The following is a 22,988-nucleotide window of genomic DNA, read 5'->3' on the forward strand; positions in this document are numbered from 1 at the left end:
ACGTGACCGCCACCGCCCCCGAGCCGGTCGACGACCTGCTGCGGGACCTCCGGCCGCGTGTCCTCGGCCTTCTGGTCAGGCGCTGCGGCGACCTCGCCGACGCCGAGGACGCGCTGCAGGAGGCGCTGCTCGCGGCCGCGACCCGCTGGCCGGTGGACGGGCTCCCCGACGACCCGCGGGCCTGGCTCGTGCGCGTCGCGGAGCGCCGGCTCGTGGACACGGTCCGGGCCGACGTCGCGCGGCGCCGTCGGGAGGAGACGACGGCGCGGCGCGACCCGGCGTCGGCGCGGCTCGCCCCGGCCGGGCTCACGGGCGCGGCCGGGGCCTCGCCGGAGCCGGACGCGCCCGACGCGGTGCCGGGCGAGAGCGCCGACGGATCGGGGGCGGGCGACGTCGACGACTCGCTCACCCTCTTCTTCCTGTGCTGCCACCCCGACCTGCCGCCCGCGAGCGCCGTCGCGCTGACGCTGCGGACCGTCGGCGGGCTCACGACGGCGGAGATCGCCCGCGCGTTCGGCGTCCCCGAGGCGACCATGACGCAGCGCATCACGCGCGCGAAGCGCAGCCTCGCCGCGCTCGACCGCCCGTTCGCGACGCCGGGGCCCGGCGAGTGGGACGCGCGGCTCGCCGCCGTCCTGCGCGTGCTCTACGTCGTGTTCACCGAGGGCCACACGGCGACCTCGGGACCGTCGCTGCGGCGCGCGGACCTGTCCGGCGAGGCGATCCGGCTGGCCCGCACGGTGCACGCGCTGCTGCCGGACGACCCGGAGGTCGGCGGCCTGCTCGCGCTCATGCTCCTCACGGACGCCCGGCGCGACACCCGGACCGGTCCACGCGGCGAGCTCGTGCCGCTCGCCGAGCAGGACCGTTCCCGCTGGGACCGCACGGAGATCGTCGAGGGCGTCCGGATCGTCACCGCGACGCTCCCCCACGGGCTCGTCGGGTCGTACCAGGTGCAGGCGGCGGTCGCGGCGTTGCACGCGCAGGCGCCGAGCACGGACGCGACGGACTGGGAACGGGTCCTCGCGCTGTACTCGGTGCTGGAGCGCCTCGACCCGAGCCCGCACGTCACGCTCAACCGTGCGGTCGCGGTCGCGATGGTCGACGGCCCTCGCGCAGGCCTCGCCCTCCTCGCCGGCCTCGACGACGCCCTCGCGACGAGCCACCGCCTACCGGCCGTGCGTGCGCACCTGCTGGAGCGGGCGGGAGAGACGCGCGCCGCCGTCGGGCAGTACGTGGCCGCCGCGGCGGCGACACCGAGCCCCGCGGAGCGCGACTACCTCACGCTGCGCGCGGCCCGCCTCCGCACCCTCCGTGACGCGTCCCCCTGACCGTCCCCCGCAGGGCGTCGAGCACGAGGTTGCTGTCGTCATCGAGTCGATATCGACAGCAACCCCGTGCTCGAGAGCGCGTAGGCCCGTGCTCAGCCGAGCGTCGTCGGCAGCTCGGCGTCGCCCTCGCCCGGCGTGGCGCCGAGCACGTGCTCGGCGAGGAACGCGAGCACCACCTGGTACCAGACCTTCGCGTGCTGCGGCTGGAGGATCCAGTGGTTCTCGTCCGGGTAGAACAGGAACCGGTGCACCGTCTCGCCGTCGGCCCCGGCGGGCAGGCCCGACGACTCGAGCAGCTCGTACCAGAGCCGCAGCCCCTCGCCGATCGGGACGCGGTAGTCCTTGTCGCCGTGGATCACGAGCATCGGGGTGACGATGTCGCCCACGAACCGGTGCGGGCTGTTGTCGAGCGCCATCTCCGGCGTCATCTCGCGCGCCCAGTAGTAGGCGTGGTCCGTCGTCGGGCCGAACTGGTCCAGCGCCCACAGGCTCGCGTGCGTGACGATCGCGTGGAAGCGGTCCGTGTGGCCCGCGACCCAGTTGGCCATGTACCCGCCGAACGACCCGCCCATCGCGGCCGTGCGCGACGCGTCGACCTCCGGACGCGCCTCCACCGCGTCGGTGATCGCGAGCAGGTCGGTGTACGGGGCCTTGCCCCACGCGCCCCAGCCGCGCTGCACGAAGTCCTGGCCGTACCCCGTCGACAGCGCCGGGTCCGGCAGCAGCACCGCGTACCCGCGCGCGACCATCAGCCACGGGTTCCAGCGCCAGCTCCACGCGTTCCACGACCCGAGCGGGCCGCCGTGGATCCACAGCAGCAGCGGCGCCGGGTTCTCCGCCGACGCGCCGTGCGGCAGGGCGAGCCAGCCGCGCACGCGCACGTCGTCCGCCGCGGCGGTCTCGACGTCGACGAGCGTGCCCGGGAGGTCGGGTGTCGCGACCGGGCCGCGCAGCGGCGTCGCGGGCACCGGGGTGCGGCCGCCCGCCTCGCCGGAGCCGAGGAACGACCCGACGTCGATGCGCACCGGGTGCGACGGCTCGAGGTAGCTCGTGCGCAGCGCGTACGCCGTGCGGCCGTCGGGCGCGACCTGCACGTCCGTGAAGACCGCGTCGTCGCTCGTCACGCGCTCGGCGGTGCCGTTCTCCGCCGTGCCGTCCGGGGAGAAGGCGACGAGGAAGACCGGGCCGCGGCCGTCGTCGTCGGCCGTGACGAGCAGGCCCGAGCCGTCGGGGAGCCAGCGCAGCGACGTCGGCCAGCGGTCCCAGTGCGGCACGAGCGTGCGCGGGGTCGCGTGGTTCTCGGCGCGCGTCGTCGCGGAGTCGTCGTGCACGGCGGGGCCGTCCGCGGCTGGCGGCACTCCGGCGGGCCCGTCCGGCGCGTGCAGCGGCACGACGGCGAGGCTCTCCTCCGGCGCCTGGTGCGGCGTCGAGATCGTCTCGCGCACGAACGCGACCCACGCGCCGTCGGGCGAGATGCGCGGCCAGTGCGCCTCCGCGCTCGGCTCGTCGACGAGCGTGCGCCGTGCGCCCGTCGCGGTGTCGATCGCGACGAGCGTGTTGCGCACCTGCGGCCCGGGGCCGGCGACCTGCCACGTCGTGACGAGGGTCGTGCCGTCGGCCGACAGGTCCGCGGAGTGCTCGTGCAGCGCACGCCCCGGCGCAGCACCCTGCCCGACGCCGCGGGTCACGTCGTGCAGGTCGAGGAGGCGGGGGTCGCGGGGCTGGTCGGGGCTGTCGCCCGTCTTCTCGTCGGCGGACCCGGCCGGGAGCGGGTGCGCGGGCTCGTCCACGAGCGCCGTGAGGTCGCCGACGAACCGGTGCGCCTCGTCCGGGCCGCGGTCGTGGTCCCACTGGCGCACCGGGTACGCGCTGTGCAGGATCGCCGCGACCTTGGCGTCCTTGCGCGCGGACCGGAGCTCGGCGTCGTGCGCGAGGTCGCGCGCGCTCGGCAGCACCGACGCCGCGACCGAGACCACCGGTGCGTCCGCCGCGGCGAGCGGGCCGCTCACGCCCGCGGGCGCCGTCGCGACGACGCGCGCCTCGCCGCCCGTCGCCGGGAGCAGCCACAGCGCGGCCTGCGGGTCGTCGTCGGACCCGCCGTCCGGGTCGGGCCGTGCCGAGGTGAACAGGACGTCACCCGCCCCGGTGAACGTCGCGCTCGACTCCCCCTTGGTGCTGCGCGTGAGCCGACGCGCCGGGGCCTCCCCCGCCGGGTCGACCTCCCACAGCGCGGTCCGGTACCCGGTGCGCTGCGGGTCGAGCGTCTGCACGGTCGTGACCAGGCGCTCCCCGTCGGGCGAGAGCGCGAGCCCCCCGACCCGCGGGATCGCGAGGTAGTGGTCGAGATCGTGGAACGGGGTCTCGGAGGGGCCGGAGATACCGGGCGTGGCGGCGTCGTTACTCACCCGTACGTCCTATCACGCCCCCGCCCCCCGCTCGCCCCCACCCCGCCCCCGCCGAACACGACATGAGAGTCGTTTTGCAGCGCATAACGAACCTCATGTCGTTTTCGACGACGGGTGGGTCGTGCTCGGGCCAGGTGCCGACGCACGTCGGTGACCAGACGGCCGGGGCGCGGCGACCCTGGGGTCGTGACGTCACGTCCGGTGAAGCGCAGCAAGTCCACTGCCCCGCACGCGACGAGGTCGTTCTGACGGGCTCGGTCCCGCAGGAGCGCAGCCGGCTCGCTATGAACGTCGACGCCGTCGAGCTCGGCGATCAGCCACCGGCCGCCGGGCAGCCGCCAGCCGAGGTCGCCGCGCCCGAGGAACCGACCGTCGTCGACCACCTCTACCTGGAGGTCGTCGGGCGCGATGCCGGAATCCGTGCAGTCGAGCCGTGCGAACGTCTCGAGCGGAGACTCGGCGCGGCCGTCGGACTGCGCCCACCAGGCGTGCGTCCGTGCGACGCCGCGTCGACCGCGCGCCAGGTCGTGCGCGTGCGCGAGCCCCTCAGCGCTCACGAGCTCGCGGTGCCGTGCGCTGTCCATCGCGGCGATGGCTCGCATCCTGCCCATCTCCGGCACGGCCTGCGCCAGCGCCCAGTCGGGGGTCGCGACCCACCTGCCCTCGATCTGCGTGACGGTCATACCGTCGTCGAACTGCCGCAGCAGGATGCCGTCGCGGGGTCGCCCGGCGCACGCCCCGGGGAGCGCCACCTCAGGCCTCACGTCCGTGCGTACGCCCTCCACCCCGAGGAGCACCAGTGCACACGGCCCGACTGCGATCGCCTCCGGGCCGTAGGCGAGCAGCCCGAGCCAAGCGGCCCGGCGCCGCAGGTGCTCATGCCGGCGTGGACCGTCTCGATCACGAAGCGGCGTGGCGTTCGTGTCGAGGACCGCGTGGGTGATCCGCTGCCAGCGGCCCTGGCGCACGAGACGTGAGCGGCGGTGTGAGCCGACGCCGTGGTCGTCGCACTGCTGCGCGGAGAGCAGTCCCTCCTGCGCGCTGGCAAGGGTGAGGAGCTCGGGCGGGACTGCGGTCACGGTGCGCATGCATCGATCGGAGCAGGTCAGGCGGCGCGGTCGTAGCCGTCCTCACGGCGCCTGTGGACGAGACCGTGGGATCCGGGTCCTGTGGACGGTCTGGACCCACAGCAGGCTGCTCCTACCTCACCGGTCGCACGCCGCCGAACACAACACGACCCGCCCCCGAACACGACATGAGGGTCGTTATGGGCTTCATAACGACCCTCATGTCGTGTTCGGCGGGGAGGGGGTGGGTCAGTCGTCGCGCTTCGACATCTCGGCGAGCATGGCGTTGTACTCCTGGAGCTCGGCGTCGCCGTCGCGGTCGGCCTGGCGGTCGCTCCGCCGGGCCTCGCGCTCGTCGGACCGCGTCCACATGACCGCGACGACGATCGCGAGGATCAGCGTCGGGAGCTCACCGATGCCCCAGGCCACGCCGCCGCCGCGCTGCTGGTCGGCGATCGCGCTCGGGCCCCACTCGCGGCCGAGCAGACCGAACCACTCCGGCACGAGCAGCACCTCGCCCGACGTCAGCGCGACGCCGAAGAACGCGTGGAACGCCATGGTCGCGAAGAGCAGGAGCAGGCGCTGCGGGTACGGCGGCCGGTGCGGGCCGGGGTCGATCCCGACGAGCGCGTTGGCGAACAGGTACCCCGCGAGCGTGAAGTGCGCGAGCATCGCGAGGTGCCCGGCGTACGTCGTCAGGGCGTACTCGAACGCAGGCGTGTAGTAGAAGACGATCATCGAGCCGGCGAAGTTCACCGCGGCGACGATCGGGTTGGCGAAGAACTGGCCCACGCGCGACGTCACGATCGCGAGCACCCACTCGCGCGGGCCGCGCGACCCGTCCTTGCGCGGCGGCACCGCGCGCAGGAGCAGCGTCACGGGTGCCGCGAGCACGAGGAAGATCGGCACGACCATGGCGAGGATCATGTGCTGGACCATGTGCGCGCTGAACAGCACGTGGCCGTACATGGCCGGCCCGCCCGAGGTCACCCAGAAGAGGATGAGGATGCCGATGCACCACGAGACGGTGCGCCCTACGGACCAGGAGTCGCCGCGCTTCGCGAGGCGGCGCACCCAGCGCAGGTAGACGACGAGCGCCGCGACGCACGCGAACGCGGGCAGCAGGTCCCAGCGCCACTCCGTGAACCAGCGCGCGAGCGTCGGCTCCGGCGGCAGCGCGTGCCCCGTCACCTGGTACGCGGCGGAGGTGTCGAGCGGCTCCTCCTGCGGCACCGGCGGCGCGGTCGACCCGAGCGCGACGGCGACCCCGGACACCGCGCCCATGATCGCGAGCTCGACCGCGACCAGGCGCCAGAACAACCAGCGCGTGCCCTCCGCGGCGGCGCCCTTCGCGCCCGTGGAGGACGACGTCGCTGCCTTGCTCGACGAGCCGTTCGACGAGACCTTCGCCGCGGGCTTCGAGGAACCCTTCGACGAGTCCTTCGACGACGCACGGCCGGCGCCCGGCCGCGCGACGGCCGTCGGGCCGGCGAGCCGCCGCACGACGAGCTCGCGGTGCGCGAACCCGACGGCGCCGAGGACCAGCAGCAGGGCGAGCTTGGTGAGCAGGAGGATGCCGTAGTCGGTGGTGAGGCCCGCGAGCGTGTCGACGCGCAGGCTCGCGTTCGCGATGCCCGAGACGGCGACGGCGACGTAGCACCACAGCGCGATCGCGGAGTACCGCGCGACGGACGACGCGAAGTCGGCGCGTCCCAGCCCGCCGCGCACGCGCACGACCGCGAGCGTGCCCAGGCCGCCGACCCATAGCGCCGCCCCGGCCAGGTGGAGGAACATCGAGGAGACCGCGAGCTCGTGGCTCACGGCGCCCGCGGCGTGGCCGGTGTTGGCCTGCATCGCGATCGCGACGAGCGCGAGCGCCGCCGTCCACATCGCGCCCGTGGCGCCGCGCACCGCGAGCGCGGCGGCGGACGTCAGCGCCGCGACGACGATGATCGCGAGGTAGTTGCGGCCCAGGCTGACCTGCGAGACGAAGAGGCCGAGCTGGTCGCCGAACGTCGGGCCCGTGATCGGCGTGCTCGAGATCGAGGAGTAGCGCAGCACGACCTGCACGACCGACAGCACGGCCCACGTCGCCGCCGCCGCGCCCGCGACCCCGAGCGCCTTGCGCACCGGCGTCCCCGCGGGCAGCACGCACGCCGCGAGGACGAGCGAGCCGAGCGTCAGCGCGACGGCGAGCTCGGTGAGGACCGTGACGACGGGCGTGCCGAGGCGCGCGAGCGCGCCCGGGTCGGGGAAGCCGGCCGGGACGGTGAACGCGGCCGAGAACGCGCCGGCGGCGAGCACCGCGACGACCGCGACGACGACGGCGAACGGTCCGGCGAGGACGAGCCACCACGGGTTCGCGGGTCGGGCGTCCGACGGCGCGCGGCGCAGGGCAGTCGTGGTCACCGGACCAGGGTAGCGAGCGTGCGGACCCCTCCGGTCATCGCCTGTGGACGACGGCGGCCTCCGCGTCAGGGCCGGGGCAGCCGCGCCATCCCGTAGACGCGGGTCGCGCGCACGCGCAGCACCTGGCGGCGGTCGGCGACCATCGCGCGCCGGAACTCCTCCCAGTCGGGGTGCTCGCTCCCGGAGGCGGCCCGGAACGTCTCGACGAGCTCGTCGGCGGCGGCGTCGTGCGGGTCCAGCGCGACGGCGCTCAGCTCGGCGTCGCCCTCGACGACGGCGTAGCTCCAGAAGTCCTCGGCGCTCACCTGGAGCGAGACGCGCGGGTCGCGCGCGGCGTTGCGGGTCTTGGCGCGGTCCGCGGTGACCGAGACGCGCGCGACGCCGGCGTCGGGGTCCCAGGCGTAGAGGACGTTGGAGAGCTGGGGGCGACCGTCCTTCTTGACCGTCGCGAGCACGCCCTGGTGGCGCGCGGCGAGGAGCGCGAGGAGCGCGGGCTCGCCGAGCCGGTCGGGGGCGGGGGCGGCGGCCGGGGCGTGTGCTCCCGCGGTGGTGGTGTCGGTCGTCCCGACGGCGTCGTGGCTCATGCCAGCCCAACCCCGCGGCGCCCGCGCGACATTCCCGACATGCCCGCGGACGGTCCCGGAGACGAGGCCGCGCGGAGACCGGGTGGGGACCTCTCCCCACCCGGACCTGTGGACGACGCCCGGTCCGGCGGAGGTCGCGCTGGCATACTGGGCCGGGTTCGCCGGGGGCTCGCGACGCTCCGTCCACCCCTCCGGCCGCGCACGGGACCACACCCGCACGACCACGCACGACCCGGAGGACGATCGATGGCCGCAGGGCACGGCAGCATCTCGACGCAGGACCTCGACCGCGCGAGCCACCTGCTCAAGCGCGTCGGCCAGGTCTTCGACCAGCGCGTCGTCGGCCAGGACGCGCTGCGCACGGCGCTGGTCAGCTCCCTCCTCGCGGGCGGCCACATCCTGCTCGAGTCGGTGCCGGGGCTGGCCAAGACGACGGCTGCCCAGACGCTCGCCGCGGCCGTCGACGGGTCGTTCCACCGCATCCAGTGCACGCCGGACCTCATGCCGAACGACATCGTCGGCACGCAGATCTTCAACTACGCGACCGGCGAGTTCACGACCCAGCTCGGCCCGGTGCACGCGAACGTCGTGCTGCTCGACGAGATCAACCGCTCCTCTGCCAAGACGCAGTCGGCGATGCTCGAGGCGATGCAGGAGAAGCAGACGTCCATCGGCGGCGAGAACTTCGCGCTGCCCGACCCGTTCATGGTGCTCGCGACGCAGAACCCCATCGAGGAGGAGGGCACCTACGTGCTGCCCGAGGCCCAGATGGACCGCTTCCTCATGAAGGAGGTGCTCACGTACCCGACGCCGCCGCAGGAGCTCGAGATCCTGCAGCGCATCGCGACCGGGCAGATGACGCAGCCCCTCACCGCGCAGCCGATCTCGCTCGACGACGTCCGCTTCCTGCGCGGCCTCGTCGACGACGTGTACGTGGACGACTCGATCAAGCGGTACGTCGTCGACCTCATCAACACGACGCGCCTGTCCGGGCCACGCCCGATCCCCGGCCTCGACCGCCACGTGCGCGTGGGCGCGTCGCCGCGCGGCGGCATCGCGCTCATGCGCGTGGGCCAGGCGCTCGCGATCCTCGCGGGCCGCGCGTACGTCATCCCGGACGACATCAAGGCCGTGCGCTACTCGGTGCTGCGGCACCGCCTCGTGCGCACGTTCGACGCGCTCGCCAACAACGTGCCGCCGGAGCAGCTCGTGGACGCCGTGTTCGACGCCGTCCCCACGCCCTGAGCGACCCCTCACCCTCTCGAGAGAGCACCACGTGCCCGACGTCTCCCGTCTCGCCCAGGTCCGGGCCCGGCTCGACCTGCCGGTCGCGCGCCGGGCGTCCGGCCTGCTCGAGGGACGGCACCGGTCGGTCTTCAAGGGGCACGGCCAGGACTTCGACGACCTGCACCTGTACGCACCCGGCGAGGACGTCGGCGACATCGACTGGAAGTCGTCCGCGCGCGCGGGGCTGCCGATCATCCGCCGGTTCGTGCGCGAGTCGAACCTCAACCTCGTGCTCGTGGTCGACACCGGGCGCACGATGGGCGCGACCGCGCCGAGCGGCGAGACCAAGGCGGAGGTCGCGAGCTTCTGCTGCGCGCTCGTCGCCTACCTCGCGCGCGACCGCGGCGACCGGGTCGCGCTCGTCGCGGGCGACGCCCGGCGGCTCGTCCAGCTCCCGCCCCGCGCGAGCACGCAGGACCTCGAGGTGCTGCTGCGCACGGTGGAGGACCTGTGGCGACCTGACGCCCCCGCGAGCGACCTCGTGCGTCCGCTCGACCGCGCCCGGTCCGCGTTCCGGCGCCGCTCGCTGATCGTGGTCGTGACCGACGAGGCACGGCCCGAGGCCGAGCACGAGCAGCTCCTGCGGTCGCTGCGCGTGCGCCACGAGGTCATGGTCGTCCAGGTCGCGGACCTCTCGCCCGTGAGCGCGGGCGTCGGGCCGCACGCCGCGGGCGAGGTCGCGGACGTCGACGGGACGCTGCGCCTGCCGGCGTTCCTGCGCGGCCGGGCGTCGCTCGCCGAGTCCGCCGCCCAGGCCCTCGCCGCGCGGCGGGCCGAGGTCGCGGAGCGGCTGCGCACCCTCCAGGTCGAGGGCGTGCTCGTCGAGGGGTCGGACGACGTCGTGCAGCGGTTCGTCGAGCTCCTGGGGAGGCAGAAGCGTGCCCGTCGATGAGCTCGTCGACCCCGTGGGCTACTCGGGGTGGTGGACCGTCCTGGGGATCGTGGCGATCCTCGCGGCGGCCGCCGTCGTGTTCCTCGTGATCTGGCTGACGCGCGCGAGCGCGGCGGAGAAGGCCACGCCGCCCCCGGCCCCCCTGCTCCCCACCGGCCCCTACGACCCGTACGCCTCGCTGCGCGCCGAGTACGAGCGGCGGCTCGACGCCGTCGCGGAGCGGTTCCGCGCGGGCGAGCTCGACGAGCGCGCGCTGCACCTCGCGCTCTCGGCCGAGATGCGCGGCTTCGCGACCGGTCGGCTCGGGCAGGACGCATCGTCCATGACTCTCTCCGAGATCCAGCAGATCGGCGAGGCGGGGCGGCTCACCCAGGTCATCGCGCGGTACTACCGGCCGTCGTTCGCGGACCACGACAACGACCCCGCGGCGCGGGCGACCGACGCCGAGGACTCGATCGACCGCGCGCGATCGGTGGTGCGCGGATGGTGAGGCACGCGCTCGCGACGAGCACCGCCGTCGTGCCCGGACCCCAGGGCGCGTCGATCCTGTGGCCGTGGCTGTGGGTCGTGCTCGTCGCCGCCGTCCTCGCCGCGGGCGCGGTCGCCTGGTGGCTCGCCCGGCATCGCCGGAGGCGTGACGCCGACGCCGACGTGCTCTGGGTCGCGAACTCCGAGTACCTCGCGCGCGTGCCGGCGTTCGCCGCGTGGGTGCGGCGCTACCGCGTGCTGCAGGGGCTCACGGCGGCGGGGCTGCTCGTCGCGGTCGTCGGCGCCGGGGCGGTGGCGGCGCGCCCGGTCGAGACGGACGTCGTGGTCGACCGCCTCGGCACGCGCGACATCGTGCTGTGCCTGGACGTGTCGGGCTCGATGATCGAGTACGACGGCGCCGTGCTCAAGGTGTTCCAGGAGCTCGTGGACAACTTCGAGGGCGAGCGGATCGCGCTGTCGATCTTCAACTCGTCCTCGCGCACGGTCTTCCCGCTCACGGACGACTACACGCTCGTGCGGGAGGAGCTGCAGGGCGGCATCGACGCGCTCGACAAGGACCCGTCCACGTTCGACTACACGGGCGGGTCGGACGACGCGGAGATCCTCGAGTACGCGCAGTTCACCGCCGGGACGACCGCGAACCTCTCCGGCGCGAGCCTCATCGGCGACGGGCTCGCGAGCTGCGCGCTCCAGTTCGACGCGGAGGACACCGAGCGCTCGCGCTCGATCATCCTCGCGACCGACAACTACGTGTCCGGCGAGCCGATCTACACGCTCCCCCAGGCGGCCGACCTCGTCGCGTCGCGCGACATCACGCTGCACGGGATCTTCGGCGGCTCGCAGCGCTACGAGGGCACGCCCGAGGAGAGCGAGTACCGCAGCACGGTCGAGGACGGCGGCGGCCTCTACTTCCTCGCCGACGACCCGGCCGCGGTGCAGGGCATGGTCGACGACGTCGTCGCGCAGCAGGCCGTCGAGCTCGACGCGTCGCCCGAGGTGATCGTCACGGACCGGCCCGCGGGCTGGTTCCTCGTCGCGGTCCTCGGCGTCGCGCTGCTGCTCGTCGTCGCGTGGCGGGTGAAGGAGTGACGCGATGACTCTCGGAGGAGTGACGCTGCAGCCGCTCGTGCCCGTGTGGGCGCTCGCGCTGCTCGTCCTGCCCCTGCTCGGCCTGGCCGTGTGGCAGGGGGTCGTGGCCGGACGCCCCGGGCCCGACGGCGCCCCGCGCCCGGGTGCCCCGCGCGCGGCCTGGCTGCGCCGCGCCGGAGCGGTGGTCCTGCTCGGGATCATCGGGCTCGCGCCGTCGGTCGCGTCGACGGACCGCGACACGTCGGTCGCGAACGTCGACATGTTCTTCGTCGTCGACCGCACCGGGTCCATGGCGGCCGAGGACTACGGGCCCGAGGGCGGACAGGAGCGGCTCGACGGCGTGCGGCACGACATCACGAGCCTCACCGAGGCGATCCCCGGCGCCCGCTACTCGATCATCTCCTTCGACTCGCAGGCGTCGCGCCAGCTCCCCCTGACGACCGACGCGCGTGCGATCACGTCGTGGGCGGACACGTTCCACCGCGAGATCACGCGGTACTCGCAGGGCTCGCTCACGGACCGGCCCCTCGACGAGCTGCGCTCCGCGCTCCAGGGGTCCGCCGAGCAGCACCCGGCGAACGTGCGCCTCGTCTTCTTCCTCACCGACGGCGAGCAGACGGCGGAGGGCGAGCCGCGCTCGTTCGCCGACCTCGCACCCCTGGTCGACGGCGGCGCCGTGCTCGGCTACGGCACGGCCGAGGGCGGCCGCATGAAGGACTACGACCCGGACGTCGAGCCCGAGGAGGCGGAGTACATCATCGACTGGTCGCAGCCGAGCCAGGACGGCGAGCCCGTCGAGGCGCTGTCGGTGCTCGACGAGGAGTCGCTCACCGCGCTCGCCGACCAGCTCGGCGTCCCGTACGTGCACCGGCAGGAGCCGTCGGAGACGGCGTCGCTCGTCACGGGCGTCGACCCGCAGCAGGTCGCGGCCGACGGCCGGCGCGACGTCACGGCGTACCGCCCGGTCGTCTGGCCGTTCGCGCTCGCGCTCGTCGCGCTGCTCGGCCTCGAGGCGTGGTTCTGGTCGCGCTCGGCCAGCCGCTCGCTCGTGCGCCCGACGACGGTCCGGGCGAGGGCGACCGGCGGACCCGCGCCCGGCCCGGGCGCAGGGGGGCCGGGCGCGCAGAGCGACGGCGACCGGTCGCCGTCGGCCACCCCCACGGCGGACCGGGTGGAGGTGCGTCGATGACCTGGCCCTCTCCCCCGACGCCCCCGACGGGGCGGCGGAAGCCGCGCCCGACGGGTGTCGCGGCGCTGCGCGCCGCGCGGCTGCGCCGGCGCACCTGGTGGCTCGTCGGGATGCTGCCCGTCGTGCTCGCGCTCGTCGTCCTCGGGGTCAAGCTGGCGCTCCTCGCGCCGATCGCCGCGACGGCCAAGGACCGCTACGAGGCCGGGGAGGCGACGACCGCGGCGGACTACTACGGGATCCAGCGGACCTTCAACATCGTCGAGCCGTGGAAGGCGCACTTCAACCACGGGACCGCGCTCGCGCGCTCCGAGGACTCGTGGGCGCTGTACGACGCGATCACGTCCCTGGACCGCGCGTACGACCTCGCGGAGCACGAGACGCCCGAGGAACGCTGCATGATCCAGACGAACCTGTCGCTCGCGTACGAGATCCAGGGCGACGGCGACATGGCGTACGCGGACGGCAAGGCGGCGGAGCTCGCGCTCGTCGAGGAGGCCGTCGCCGCCCGCGACGCGGGGCTGCCGTACGACGAGGAGGTCCTCGACCCGTACGGCGACGGGAGCGAGGAGCCCGACCCGGAGGATCTGCGCCAGGACGTCCAGGACTGGTACGAGTACGCCGAGCAGGAGTACGCGACCGCCGAGCAGATCCGGGGCTGGCCCGACTGCGGGGAGTCCGAGCAGACTCCCGAGCAGGAGCAGCAGGACGAGGCCGCGCAGCAGCGCCTCCAGGACAAGCAGCAGCAGGCGCAGGAATCCCAGCCCGAGAACCAGGGCGGCGGGGACACCCAGGAGGGTGAGGGCTCGGAGGGAGACGAGCAGTCCGAGGCCTCGGGCGGCGAGGGCTCCGAGGGCGAGGACCAGCAGAGCCAGGCCGAGCGCGAGGAGCAGCAGCGCCAGGAGGAGCTCCAGCAGCAGGGCTCGGAGGCGCGCGACGAGCAGGAGCGCCTCGAGCAGGAGTACCGCGACCTCTACGGCGACCAGCCCGGCACCGGCACCGACCCGGGCGACGGCAGCGGGAGCGGCACCAAGAACTGGTGAGCACCCGCGCGCGCCGCGAGCCGGGTGCCGCCGCACCGGCGTGACCCGGTGCGGCGGGCCGAGATCACCGCGAGGTCACCCCGGCGTCACCCCGCGGCGGCGAGCCGGTGGTGGACCGGCGCACGCAGGCCGAGGTTCTCGCGCAGCGTCGTGCCGGGGTAGCGGGTGCGGTAGACGCCGCGCTCCTGCAGCTCGGGCACGAGCCGGTCGACGACGTCGTCGAACCCGTCCGGGACCGACTGCGGCGTGAGGTTGATGCCGTCGAGCTCCCCCGCCCGGACCGCCGCCGCCAGACGGTCGGCGACCGACGCCGGCGTCCCGACGAACGCGGCCGCGGCGTGCAGCGAGTCGACGAGGCCGCGCACGGTCAGTCCTCGCTCGGCGCTGAGGCGGCGCCACGCGGCCGCGGTCTCCACGGGGTTGTCGCGGCTGTTGACGACGCCGTGGGTGCGCGTCTGCTCGGCCGAGACGGGGTCCACGTCGGGCAGCGGGCCGTCGGGGTCGAGCCACGAGAGGTCGCGACCCCACACGGCCTCGACCACCGCGACGACCATGCGGTCGGTCCAGGTCCGGCGGTCGAACCACTCGGCCTTCTCCCGCGCCTCCGCCTCGGTGTCTCCCAGGGTGATGCTCGCCGCGGGGAAGATCCGCAGGTCGTCCGCGGGGCGTCCGTGCGCGACGAGCCGACGGCGCAGGTCGGCCGCGAACGCGGCCGCCGGTGCGGGCTCGAGGTAGCGCGAGAAGATGCCCTCGGCGTGCCGGGCGGCGAAGTCGCGGCCCTCGTCGGACTCGCCCGCCTGGAAGATCACCGGCGCGCCCTGCGTCGACGGCGGCAGGGTGGCGGCAGCGACGACGTCGTGGTGCGCCCCCGTGCGACGCACCGTGGTCCCCTGGTCCGCGTCCCACAGCGCGTGGACGATCGCGAGGTGCTCCTCGGCCGAGCGGTAGCGCTCGGAACGCGGCAGGTAGCCGCCGCGACGGAAGTTCGCCCCGGTCCAGGCGTCGTTCGTCGTGACGACGTTCCAGCCCGCGCGTCCTCCGCTGAGCCGGTCGACGGTCGCGATCCGGGCCGCGAGGTCCGCCGGGGCCATGAACGTCGTGTTGAGCGTGGCGACGAACCCGAGGTGCCGCGTGCGCGCGGCCAGGTGCGCGAAGAGGACGAGCTGGTCCGGCCGCCCGGTCACGACCGTGTCGTTGACTCGCCCGAGGTGCTCGCGCAGCCGCTGGCTGTCGCCCAGGAACATGGCCGAGAACAGCCCGCGCTCGGCGGAGCGCGCGAGCGCAGCATAGGTCTCGGCGTCGTAGTAGGTCGTCGGGTCGGCGACGGACGTCCAGTCGTAGTGCGGGCCGAACGGGAAGAACGCCGCGAGGTGCAGCTCGCGGCGGGACCTGCCGGTGGCCGAGGGGTCCGTCGGTGCGCTCATGGTCGTGCTCCGATCGTCGTGGCGGCGTGGCCGGTCCGGCCCACCGGGCGCTCCAGCCCGAGCTGGTCGCGCAGCGTCCTGCCAGGGTCGGGTGGCGGGGCGGTGAGTCCCCGTGCCCGCAGCGTCGCCAGGACCTGCCCGACGGCGGCCCACGCCTCGTCCGACCGGTCCGGCACGAGGCGGACGACCAGCGGGTAGGGGCGCGCACGCTCGTCCGCTCCGACGAGGGAAGGGTCCGTCCCGGCGAGGCGGCCGACGACCTCGACGACATGACCCGGCTCGCCGGTGACCGCGACGTCGACGAGCACGGGTCCACCGGCGACGTCGACGACCGCCGGTTCGCCGACCACGGTGACGTCGCGGGCCTCCGCGGGGAGCCACCGCGCCTCGGCGAGGACCGGGACGTGGCCCTGCGGCGGCCGTGGCAGCAGCGCCGGGCCCTTGACGGAGAACCGCTGCCCGACGAAGTCGACGTGGCGGACCCGCTCGGCGTCGAGGAAGCGGCCGGTCGCACGGTCGGCGACGAGGGCGCCGTCCTCCCACGAGTCCCACAGCAGCCGGGCCGCCTCGACGACCTCGGCCACGTCCTGCACGAGCGCCGTCGTGTCCTCGGACCCGACGGGCTCGGTGCCGTGCGCCCGGGCGTGCGCGACGTCGTCGACCACGTCGAGCCACCACCCGGCCCGGCCGCGGGAGACGCGGTCGAGGCTGGAGAGCTGGTTGGACAGGTGGAACGGCTCGGCGTGCACGGGGTTGACGACGGCGACGAGCCCGACGCGGTCGGTCCACGCCGCCGCGAAGGAGGCCGCCTCGACCGCGGTGAGCCCGCCGTCCGGCCCGGGCGCGAAGGTCAGCGCGTGCACCCCCGCCCCCTCGAGCGCGGCGACGCGCGCCCGGAGGCCGTCCGCGTCGTCGTGCCTCCCCGTGTCGACGTGCACCACCACCAGCACGTCCGTGACCGGCACTTCCGTGACCATCTGCTCCCCCGTCCGAGGCCTGTGGATCAGGACGCGCCGCGGGAGACGACCACCCTGCGAGACGGCGGCCGGGACCCGCGAACGCGCCGGATGGTAGCCCGTACCCTCGGCGACCGTGACCACACCTGAGGATCTGTCCATCCTTCGAGCGCTCCACTCCACGCCGTCGCGTCGCTACCTCTCGCCGGAGCCGGTGCCGGACGACGTGCTCGACGCGATCCTCGACGCCGCGGTCCGCGGACCCAGCGGGGGCAACCGCCAGCAGTGGGCCTGGGTCGTCGTGACGGACCCGGCCACCAAGGCGCAGATCGCCGAGTGGTACCGCGAGGGATGGCGCACCGCGTACGGGGACCGCCGCGACGCCGTCCTCGGGGCCGCGACCGACGACGCGGGCGTGAGCGACGCGGGCTTCCGCGCCGTCGAGCACCTGGCCCTGCACCTGGAGGAGGCGCCGGTGTGGGTCGTGCCGGTGCTGCGGAACGCGGCGGGCTCGACGGACCCCCGGCTCGGCGCCTCGATCTACGGCGCGGTGCAGAACCTCGTGCTCGCCGCCCGGGCCTACGGGCTCGGGACGACGCTCACGACCTTCCACACGGTCCGCGAGCGCGACGTCGCCGCGCTGCTCGGCCTGCCCGACGACGCGCTGACGATGGGCCTGGTCCCGCTCGGCTACCCGGCGCGCGGGCGCTGGTCCGAGCCGCGCCGTCGGCCCCTCGCGGAGGTCGTCCACCGGGACCGGTGGGAGGGCTGAGCGCACCTGGAAGAGGCGCGCGCCTGCGAGCGTTCGCCCCGGAGGACACGCACGGCCGGACGACCGTGACGACGACACTGACGACGACACGCACCCGGGCGACCGGGCGAGGAGGAGCACGATGACCGCGACGAGCACGACGCCCGACGCCACCGGCGTCGACGACGCCGCCCTGGACAACCCGTCGTGGAGCGCCCTCACCGGCGCCCACGCGCACCTCGCCGAGGGCGACGACCTCGCGCGGCGCTACCCGGCCGACGTCTCGCCCATCACGGGCGTGCGCTCGTGGGACGAGCCCGGGGTCTGGGACGCGATCGCCGCGCTCGTCGGTCCGGGCGGTCGCTTCTCCGCGCCACCCGTGGGGGTCGAGCCGCCGGAGGGCTGGACGCTCGAGGCGCGCGTCGAAGGCGTTCAGCTCGTCGAGACCGAACGTCTCGCCACCCGGCCCGATCCGGAGGCGGTCGTGCTCGGTGCGGACGACGTGCCGGACATGCTCGCGCTCGTCGAGCGCAGCCGCCCCGGGCCGTTCGAGGCCCGCACCTACCTGCTCGGGCGCTACGTCGGGTTCCGGGACGACGACGGCCGGCTCGTCGCGATGGCGGGCGAGCGCCTGCACCCTGCCGGCTGGACGGAGATCAGCGCCGTGACGACCGATCCGGACCACCGCGGCCGTGGCCTCGCGTCGCGCCTCGTCCGCGACGTCGCGTTCCACGTGCAGGAGCGGGGCGACCGCGCGTTCCTGCACGCCGCGGCCGAGAACGTCGGCGCGATCGGCGTGTACGAGCGGCTGGGGTTCGCGCTCCGCCGCCGCACGAGCTTCGGGTCGCTGCTGGCTCCGGCCTGACGCCCGGCGCTCAGTCCTCGATCCCCTCCACGAGCAGGGTCCGCGGGCCGGGGCCCTCGTCGGCGAGCGCGTCGTGGGGGTTGACGAGCACGCACCTGCGCAGCGACAGGCACCCGCAGCCGATGCAGTCCGTGAGGTGGTCGCGCAGGCGCGTGAGCTGCTCGATGCGCGCGTCGAGGTCGGCGTGCCACCCGGCTGAGAGGCGGTGCCAGTCCTTGGCCGTCGGCGTGCGGTCACCGGGCAGCGTCGCGAGCGCGGCGCGGATGCGCGCGAGCGGGATGCCGACGCGCTGGGACGCGCGCACGAACGCGACCCGGCGCAGCGTCTCGCGCGCGAAGCGCCGCTGGTTGCCGGGGGTCCGGCGGCTCGTGATGAGCCCCTCGCGCTCGTAGAAGTGCAGCGCGGACACCGCGACGCCGCTGCGTGCGGCGAGCTGGCCGACGGTGAGCTCGTCGCTCGGGGACGGGACGTCGTCGGGCACGCGGGCTCCTCGCCGGACGGCCGCGACGAGGACGCCGCCGCGGGATGCTTGACCTCAACAATTGTTGAGGTTCGACACTAGCAGGGCGCGCCCGGACCGGGTCGCGTGCCGCCCCTCGGGCGCGGCCCGCAGCAACTGAGGAGCACCCGTGGACGCCATCCGCCTGCACGCCTTCGGACCACCTGAGAACCTCGTCCTCGACCAGGTCCCCGACCCCGTCCCCGGGCCGGGCCAGGTGCTCGTCGCCGTCCGTGCGCACGGCGTGCACCTGCTCGACACGACGCTGCGCCGCGGCGAGGCCGCGGGCGGTCCCCTGCCGCTCCCCGCGCTCCCGACCATCCCCGGACGCGAGGTCGCCGGGGTCGTGGACGCCGTCGGGCCCGGTGTCGACGCCGCGTGGCGCGGACGGCGTGTCGCCGCCCACCTCGGCGCCACCCCTGACGGCGGTGGGTACGCGCGGCTGGCCGTCGTGCCCGTCGAGGCGCTGCACCGCATCCCCGACCACGTCACGGCGCCCGACGCGATCGCGATGATCGGGACCGGCCGCACCGCCGTCGGCATCCTCGACCTCGCCGAGCTCGCTCCAACCGACACGGTGCTCGTCACGGCCGCTGCCGGCGGGCTCGGCACGCTCCTCGTGCAGAGCGCGCTCGCGGCCGGAGCGCGGGTCGTCGGGCTCGCGGGCGGTCCCGAGAAGGTCGCGCTCGTGCGCGCGCTCGCCCGGGATCCGCACGCCGAGCGGCTCGTGGTGATCGACTACCGGGCCGACGGCTGGCTCGACGCGGCGCGGGCCGCCGTCGGGCAGCACGCCCCCGACGGGGCGACCGTCCTGCTCGACGGCGTGGGTGGCGACCCGGGGACGGTCGCGGCGAGCCTCGTCGCGCCGGGCGGACGCCTCGTGCTCTTCGGGTGGTCGTCGGGCGAGGGCAACCGCGCGGCGGACGACCCCGGCGACGGCGGCCCCGAGGTGCGGTGGGCCGTCGGGCCGCAGGCGCGCCCGTGGGGCGACCTCTTCACCCTGCAGCAGCGCGCGCTCGCGCTCGCCGCGGACGGGACGTGGCACGTCGTCACGCACCAGGTGCCTCTCGCCGAGGCCGCCCGCGCGCACCGCGAGCTCGAGGAGCGCGCGACGACCGGGAAGGTCGTGCTCGTATGACGCGGACCCCCGCCTCGGTGCCCGCCGCCACGTCCGACGCGGACGCACCCACGCCCGGACCGGAGACCGCGACGCCGCGCGACGCCGCACCCCCTGCCGCCGGCGAACGTCCCGCCACCCTGCCGGCTGCGACCCAGCGCGTCGTCATGTCCGGGATGTTCGCCCTCGTGCTCCTCGGCGCGTTCGAGGCGCTCGCGGTCGCGACCGCCATGCCCACGGTCGCGTCCGCGCTCGACGGCCTCTCCCTCTACGCCGTCGCCTTCGCCGGCACGATCGCGGCGAGCGTGGTCGGGATGGTCGTCGGCGGCCGCTGGGGCGACCGCTCGGGCCCGACGGCGCCCCTGCTCACCGGCGTCGGCCTGTTCCTCGTCGGCCTGCTCGTCGCGGGGCTCGCGCCCAGCATGGAGGTGTTCGTCGCCGGGCGCGTGCTCCAAGGCCTCGGCTCCGGGACCTATCTCGTGGCGCTGTACGTCCTCGTGGCGCGCGTCTACCCCGAGGACCGGCGCCCCCGCGTCTTCGCCGCGTTCGCCGCGGCGTGGATGGTCCCGTCGATCGTCGGCCCCGCGATCGCCGGGATCGTCGTGCAGCACGCGGGCTGGCGCTGGGTCTTCCTCGCCGTGCCGGTCCTCGCCGTCCCCGCCCTCGCCCTCATGTGGCCCGGGCTGCGGGCCGTGTCCGTGGCGGACGCGCACCGGGAGGCGACCGACGCCGCGCCCGCCGACCGGGCGACCGGTCGCGCGCCCCTGTGGTGGGCGATCGTCGCGGCGGCAGGGGTCGGGCTGCTGCACGTCGCGGGCCAGCACGACGGGCCGTTGCTCGCCGTCCTCCTGGTCGTCGCGCTCGGCGTGATCGCCGCCGCCGTCCCCCGCCTGCTCCCGCGCGGGACCGCCCGCGCGGCGTCAGGACTGCCCGCGGTGATCGCGATCGGCGCGCTCATCGGTGCCGCCTTCACGGGGACCGAGGTCCTGCTGCCGCTCCTCCTGTCGCACGAGCGCGGCCTGTCCCCCGCCGCGGCGGGCGCGGTGCTGACGTTCGGGGCGGTCGGGTGGTCCGCCGCCGCGTGGGTGCGCGGGCACGCGCGCTGGGCCTGGCCGCACGTCGCGTACGTGCGGCTCGGGACGGCGCTCATCACCCTCGGCGTCGGCGCCGTCATGCTGCTGGCCCTGCCCGGCGTGCCGACGATCGTCGGCATGCTCGCCTGGACGGTCGCCGGCACGGGCATGGGCTTCGTCAGCCCCACGGTCTCGGTCCTCACCCTGGAGCTGTCCGCGGTGCGCCAGCAGGGCGCGAACAGCTCGGCCCTCCAGGTCGCGAACGCCCTGGCCGCCGCCGTCGCGCTCGCGATCACCGGCTCCCTGCTGTGGGCGCTGCGCGACGCGCTGGGCCTCGGCGCGTACGTCGTGTGCTTCGGGATCACCGCCGCGGTCGCGCTCACGGCGTTCCTCGTCGCGCCCCGCACCCGACCGGCCCCGGCGGGGTAGAACGCGGGTCGCCCGACGCAGGCCAGGGCGCTGCTCGGGCGACCCGGGTCCGCCCTCAGCGGGCGAGGGTGGACGCGGCGGCGGCGTAGCGGTCGAGGACGATCGCCGTGAGGCGGGGGTCGGGCGCGAGCGGGGCGGTGACGACGTCGCCGCCCGCCTCGAGGACGCGGTCGTAGAAGAAGCCCGGCGCGAGCAGGTAGGCCGCGACGACGACGCGCCCGCCCGGGGCGAGGTCGGCGCGGGCGGCGGCGACGGCGTCGGGCACGGAGGGCTTGGCCATGGCGCCGTAGCCGACCGTCACCGGGCTGGGCACGCGCTCGCGCAGGCCCGCGGCCAGCTCCTCGACGTCGCGCGCGGCACCCGGGCGGCTCGACCCGGCGGCGGCGACCACGACCGCGTCCTCGGGGCGCAGGCCGGCGTCGGCCAGCCGGTCGGCGAGCAGCTCCACGAGGCGGGGGTCGGGGCCGAGCGGGGCCGACGCGGCCGCACGACCGCTGCCGGGGCCGCGGTCCTCGACCGCCGCCGCGACGTCGACGCTCACGTGGAACCCGGCGGACAGCAGGAGCGGCACGACGACCGCGTCACCCGGCTGCGCGCCCTCCGCCGCGGAGCCGGGCGCGACGCCCGCCGCGGAACCGTGCGGGTCGCCGACCGCCGCGGACGGGGAGACGACCGACGTCACGACGTCCGCGACCTCGGGCTGCTGCACGTCCACGAACGCCTCGCGGACGTCGAGGTCGGGGCGCGCGGCGCGCACGTCGTCGAGGAGCGCGCGGATCACGTCGCGCCCCGTGAGGTCGCTCGTGCCGTGCGAGCAGCCGACCAGCACGGGCAGGGCACCCGCGGGCGCCCCGCGACCGGCCTCCCCCGGCTGCGCGTCGGACGACGCTCCCGAGGGAAAGGCCAGAATCTCCGCGCTCATGCGAGCTCCAATCGGTATCCGCGCTTGACGACGGTCCTGACGAGGTCGCGCCGGCCGGTCGCCTCGCGCAGGCGGGCCACGGCGACCTCGGCCGCGTGGGGGTCGCGCGAGTCGCCGGGCAGGACGTCGAGCACGTCGTCGCGCGTGACGACCTCGCCGCGGCGCGCGGCGAGGAGGCGCAGCACCTCGAGGCTGCTGGGCGAGAGGGGCAGCACCTCGCCGTCGAGCACGGCGACGCGCGAGCGGATCTGGAGCGCGCCGGCGACGGTCGCGAGCGCGACGGTCTCGGCCTGCTCGTAGTGCGCGACGAGGGTGCGCACGAGGGCACCGAGCCGCCCGCGCTCCGGCTGGAGCGGCGTGACCCCGCGGTGCTCCAGCGGCTTCGCGGTGATCGGCCCGACGGCCGCCGCGACCATGGACCCGTCCTGGAACCGCGACACGACGAGCCGGCCCACGCCGTGCTCCTCCGCCGCGCTCAGCCACGCCTCGGCGCCGGGCGCGGAGGTGAACACGACGGCGTCGATCTCGCCGACCGCCGCGGCCTCGACGGACGCGCGCAGCGCCTCGGGGTCGGGCGGCGGACCCCACCGGTAGACGACGAGGCTCGCGACCTCGGCTCCGGCCTCGGCGAAGACGACGTCGAGGCCGTCTGCCCCGGCGCCGTGGTGCTGGACGGCGATGCGCAGCCCGGCGACGCCCTCGCCGAGCAGCACGTCGGCGATCTCGGCCGACGTCTCGGACTCGGCGACCCAGTCGGCCGTGAGCCCGGCGGCCTGGATCGCGCCGCGCGCCTTGGGCCCGCGCGCGACGATCCGCGCGTCGGCGAGGACCTCGAGCAGGCGGTCGGCGAGGCCGTGCGCGTCGGCGGCCTCGACCCAGGAGCGGAAGCCGATGCCGGTGGTGACGACGACGACGTCCGGCGGGTGCTCGACGAGGTCGCGGGTCCCGGCGAGGAGCTGCTCGTCGTCGGCGTGCGGGATCATGCTCAGCGCGGGCGCGTGGCGGACCTCGGCACCCCGGCGTTGCAGGGCGGCGGCGAGCTCGCTCTTGCGGCGGTCGGCCGTGACGAGCACCGTGCAGCCGGCCATGACCTGGCCGAGGGCGGCGCGGTCGGGCGCGAGATCGACGCGAGCGTCCGAGATCGACCCGCCGTGGGTCGACGTCGCGACG

At 75.5% G+C, this 22,988-nt stretch carries 20 protein-coding genes; 11 read left to right on the forward strand and 9 right to left on the reverse strand.

All coding sequences use genetic code 11. The features are described from left to right. The first annotated feature begins 2 nt into the window (after window positions 1-2). Window positions 3-1,331, forward strand: a complete 1,329-nt coding sequence (locus NF338_RS04740; RefSeq protein WP_264029719.1) for an RNA polymerase sigma factor — start codon at window positions 3-5, stop codon at window positions 1,329-1,331. A 92-nt stretch (window positions 1,332-1,423) separates the two neighbouring features. Here the strand turns inward: NF338_RS04740 and NF338_RS04745 are convergent, their stop codons facing one another. The 4 genes from NF338_RS04745 to NF338_RS04760 form a co-directional block, all read right to left on the reverse strand. Then, on the reverse strand, window positions 1,424-3,736 hold the full coding sequence (locus NF338_RS04745) for a prolyl oligopeptidase family serine peptidase (protein WP_264029720.1): 2,313 nt from the start codon (window positions 3,734-3,736) through the stop codon (window positions 1,424-1,426). Then, window positions 3,733-4,824, reverse strand: coding sequence for an endonuclease domain-containing protein (locus NF338_RS04750; RefSeq protein WP_264029721.1), 1,092 nt, complete (start codon window positions 4,822-4,824; stop codon window positions 3,733-3,735). Before NF338_RS04750 ends, NF338_RS04745 begins: the two co-directional genes overlap by 4 nt. Before the next feature lie 228 nt (window positions 4,825-5,052). After that, window positions 5,053-7,212 carry a bifunctional copper resistance protein CopD/cytochrome c oxidase assembly protein gene (locus NF338_RS04755; protein WP_264029722.1) on the reverse strand — a complete coding sequence of 720 codons (2,160 nt, stop codon included), beginning with the start codon at window positions 7,210-7,212 and terminating at the stop codon, window positions 5,053-5,055. A gap of 65 nt (window positions 7,213-7,277) precedes the next feature. After that, a complete protein-coding gene (locus NF338_RS04760) occupies window positions 7,278-7,796 on the reverse strand; it encodes a PPOX class F420-dependent oxidoreductase (RefSeq protein ID WP_264029723.1) in 519 nt (172 codons plus the stop codon). Window positions 7,797-8,042: 246 nt separating this feature from the next. Here NF338_RS04760 and NF338_RS04765 point away from each other — a divergent pair, with 246 nt between their 5' ends. From NF338_RS04765 to NF338_RS04790, 6 genes are read left to right on the forward strand one after another with little or no spacing between them, the layout of a single operon-like run. Continuing rightward, window positions 8,043-9,041, forward strand: coding sequence for an AAA family ATPase (locus NF338_RS04765; RefSeq protein ID WP_047231854.1), 999 nt, complete (start codon window positions 8,043-8,045; stop codon window positions 9,039-9,041). A 31-nt stretch (window positions 9,042-9,072) separates the two neighbouring features. Then, on the forward strand, window positions 9,073-9,975 hold the full coding sequence (locus tag NF338_RS04770; RefSeq protein WP_264029724.1) for a DUF58 domain-containing protein: 903 nt from the start codon (window positions 9,073-9,075) through the stop codon (window positions 9,973-9,975). Beyond that, entirely contained in the window at window positions 9,962-10,465 is a 504-nt protein-coding gene (locus NF338_RS04775; protein ID WP_264029725.1) for a hypothetical protein, read from the forward strand. Before NF338_RS04770 ends, NF338_RS04775 begins: the two co-directional genes overlap by 14 nt. Continuing rightward, a complete protein-coding gene (locus NF338_RS04780; protein ID WP_264029726.1) occupies window positions 10,459-11,553 on the forward strand; it encodes a vWA domain-containing protein in 1,095 nt (364 codons plus the stop codon). The genes NF338_RS04775 and NF338_RS04780 overlap by 7 nt, the downstream gene beginning before the upstream one ends. Before the next feature lie 4 nt (window positions 11,554-11,557). After that, on the forward strand, window positions 11,558-12,742 hold the full coding sequence (locus tag NF338_RS04785) for a vWA domain-containing protein (RefSeq protein ID WP_264029727.1): 1,185 nt from the start codon (window positions 11,558-11,560) through the stop codon (window positions 12,740-12,742). Next, complete coding sequence (locus NF338_RS04790; RefSeq protein WP_264029728.1) at window positions 12,739-13,782, forward strand: hypothetical protein; 1,044 nt, start codon at window positions 12,739-12,741, stop codon at window positions 13,780-13,782. The genes NF338_RS04785 and NF338_RS04790 overlap by 4 nt, the downstream gene beginning before the upstream one ends. An 86-nt stretch (window positions 13,783-13,868) precedes the next feature. Here the strand turns inward: NF338_RS04790 and NF338_RS04795 are convergent, their stop codons facing one another. Continuing rightward, a complete protein-coding gene (locus tag NF338_RS04795; RefSeq protein ID WP_264029729.1) occupies window positions 13,869-15,206 on the reverse strand; it encodes an LLM class flavin-dependent oxidoreductase in 1,338 nt (445 codons plus the stop codon). Beyond that, entirely contained in the window at window positions 15,203-16,183 is a 981-nt protein-coding gene (locus NF338_RS04800) for an LLM class flavin-dependent oxidoreductase (protein WP_264029730.1), read from the reverse strand. Before NF338_RS04800 ends, NF338_RS04795 begins: the two co-directional genes overlap by 4 nt. 115 nt (window positions 16,184-16,298) lie before the next feature. Between NF338_RS04800 and NF338_RS04805 the strand changes: the two genes are divergently transcribed. Both NF338_RS04805 and NF338_RS04810 read left to right on the forward strand, forming a co-directional pair. After that, entirely contained in the window at window positions 16,299-16,934 is a 636-nt protein-coding gene (locus tag NF338_RS04805; RefSeq protein ID WP_264029731.1) for a nitroreductase family protein, read from the forward strand. 121 nt (window positions 16,935-17,055) lie between these two features. After that, on the forward strand, window positions 17,056-17,778 hold the full coding sequence (locus tag NF338_RS04810) for a GNAT family N-acetyltransferase (protein ID WP_264029732.1): 723 nt from the start codon (window positions 17,056-17,058) through the stop codon (window positions 17,776-17,778). 10 nt (window positions 17,779-17,788) lie between these two features. On the opposite strand, the gene soxR is transcribed toward NF338_RS04810, so the two are convergent. Continuing rightward, window positions 17,789-18,259: a redox-sensitive transcriptional activator SoxR gene (gene soxR, locus NF338_RS04815; RefSeq protein WP_244286351.1), complete on the reverse strand. Its 471-nt coding sequence runs from the start codon at window positions 18,257-18,259 to the stop codon at window positions 17,789-17,791. 148 nt (window positions 18,260-18,407) lie between these two features. Between soxR and NF338_RS04820 the strand changes: the two genes are divergently transcribed. Both NF338_RS04820 and NF338_RS04825 read left to right on the forward strand, forming a co-directional pair. After that, window positions 18,408-19,415 (forward strand): alcohol dehydrogenase catalytic domain-containing protein, encoded by a 1,008-nt coding sequence (locus NF338_RS04820; protein WP_264029733.1) that lies wholly within the window; start codon window positions 18,408-18,410, stop codon window positions 19,413-19,415. Then, entirely contained in the window at window positions 19,412-20,896 is a 1,485-nt protein-coding gene (locus tag NF338_RS04825) for an MFS transporter (protein WP_264029734.1), read from the forward strand. The genes NF338_RS04820 and NF338_RS04825 overlap by 4 nt, the downstream gene beginning before the upstream one ends. Before the next feature lie 55 nt (window positions 20,897-20,951). Here NF338_RS04825 and NF338_RS04830 read toward each other — a convergent pair whose 3' ends face one another. Then, window positions 20,952-21,818, reverse strand: a complete 867-nt coding sequence (locus NF338_RS04830) for a sirohydrochlorin chelatase (protein WP_264029735.1) — start codon at window positions 21,816-21,818, stop codon at window positions 20,952-20,954. Then, window positions 21,815-22,906 (reverse strand): uroporphyrinogen-III synthase, encoded by a 1,092-nt coding sequence (locus NF338_RS04835; RefSeq protein WP_204543423.1) that lies wholly within the window; start codon window positions 22,904-22,906, stop codon window positions 21,815-21,817. Before NF338_RS04835 ends, NF338_RS04830 begins: the two co-directional genes overlap by 4 nt. Window positions 22,907-22,988 lie beyond the last annotated feature (82 nt).

Source organism: Cellulosimicrobium sp. SH8 (assembly GCF_025818875.1).
GTDB lineage: Bacteria > Actinomycetota > Actinomycetes > Actinomycetales > Cellulomonadaceae > Cellulosimicrobium > Cellulosimicrobium cellulans_D.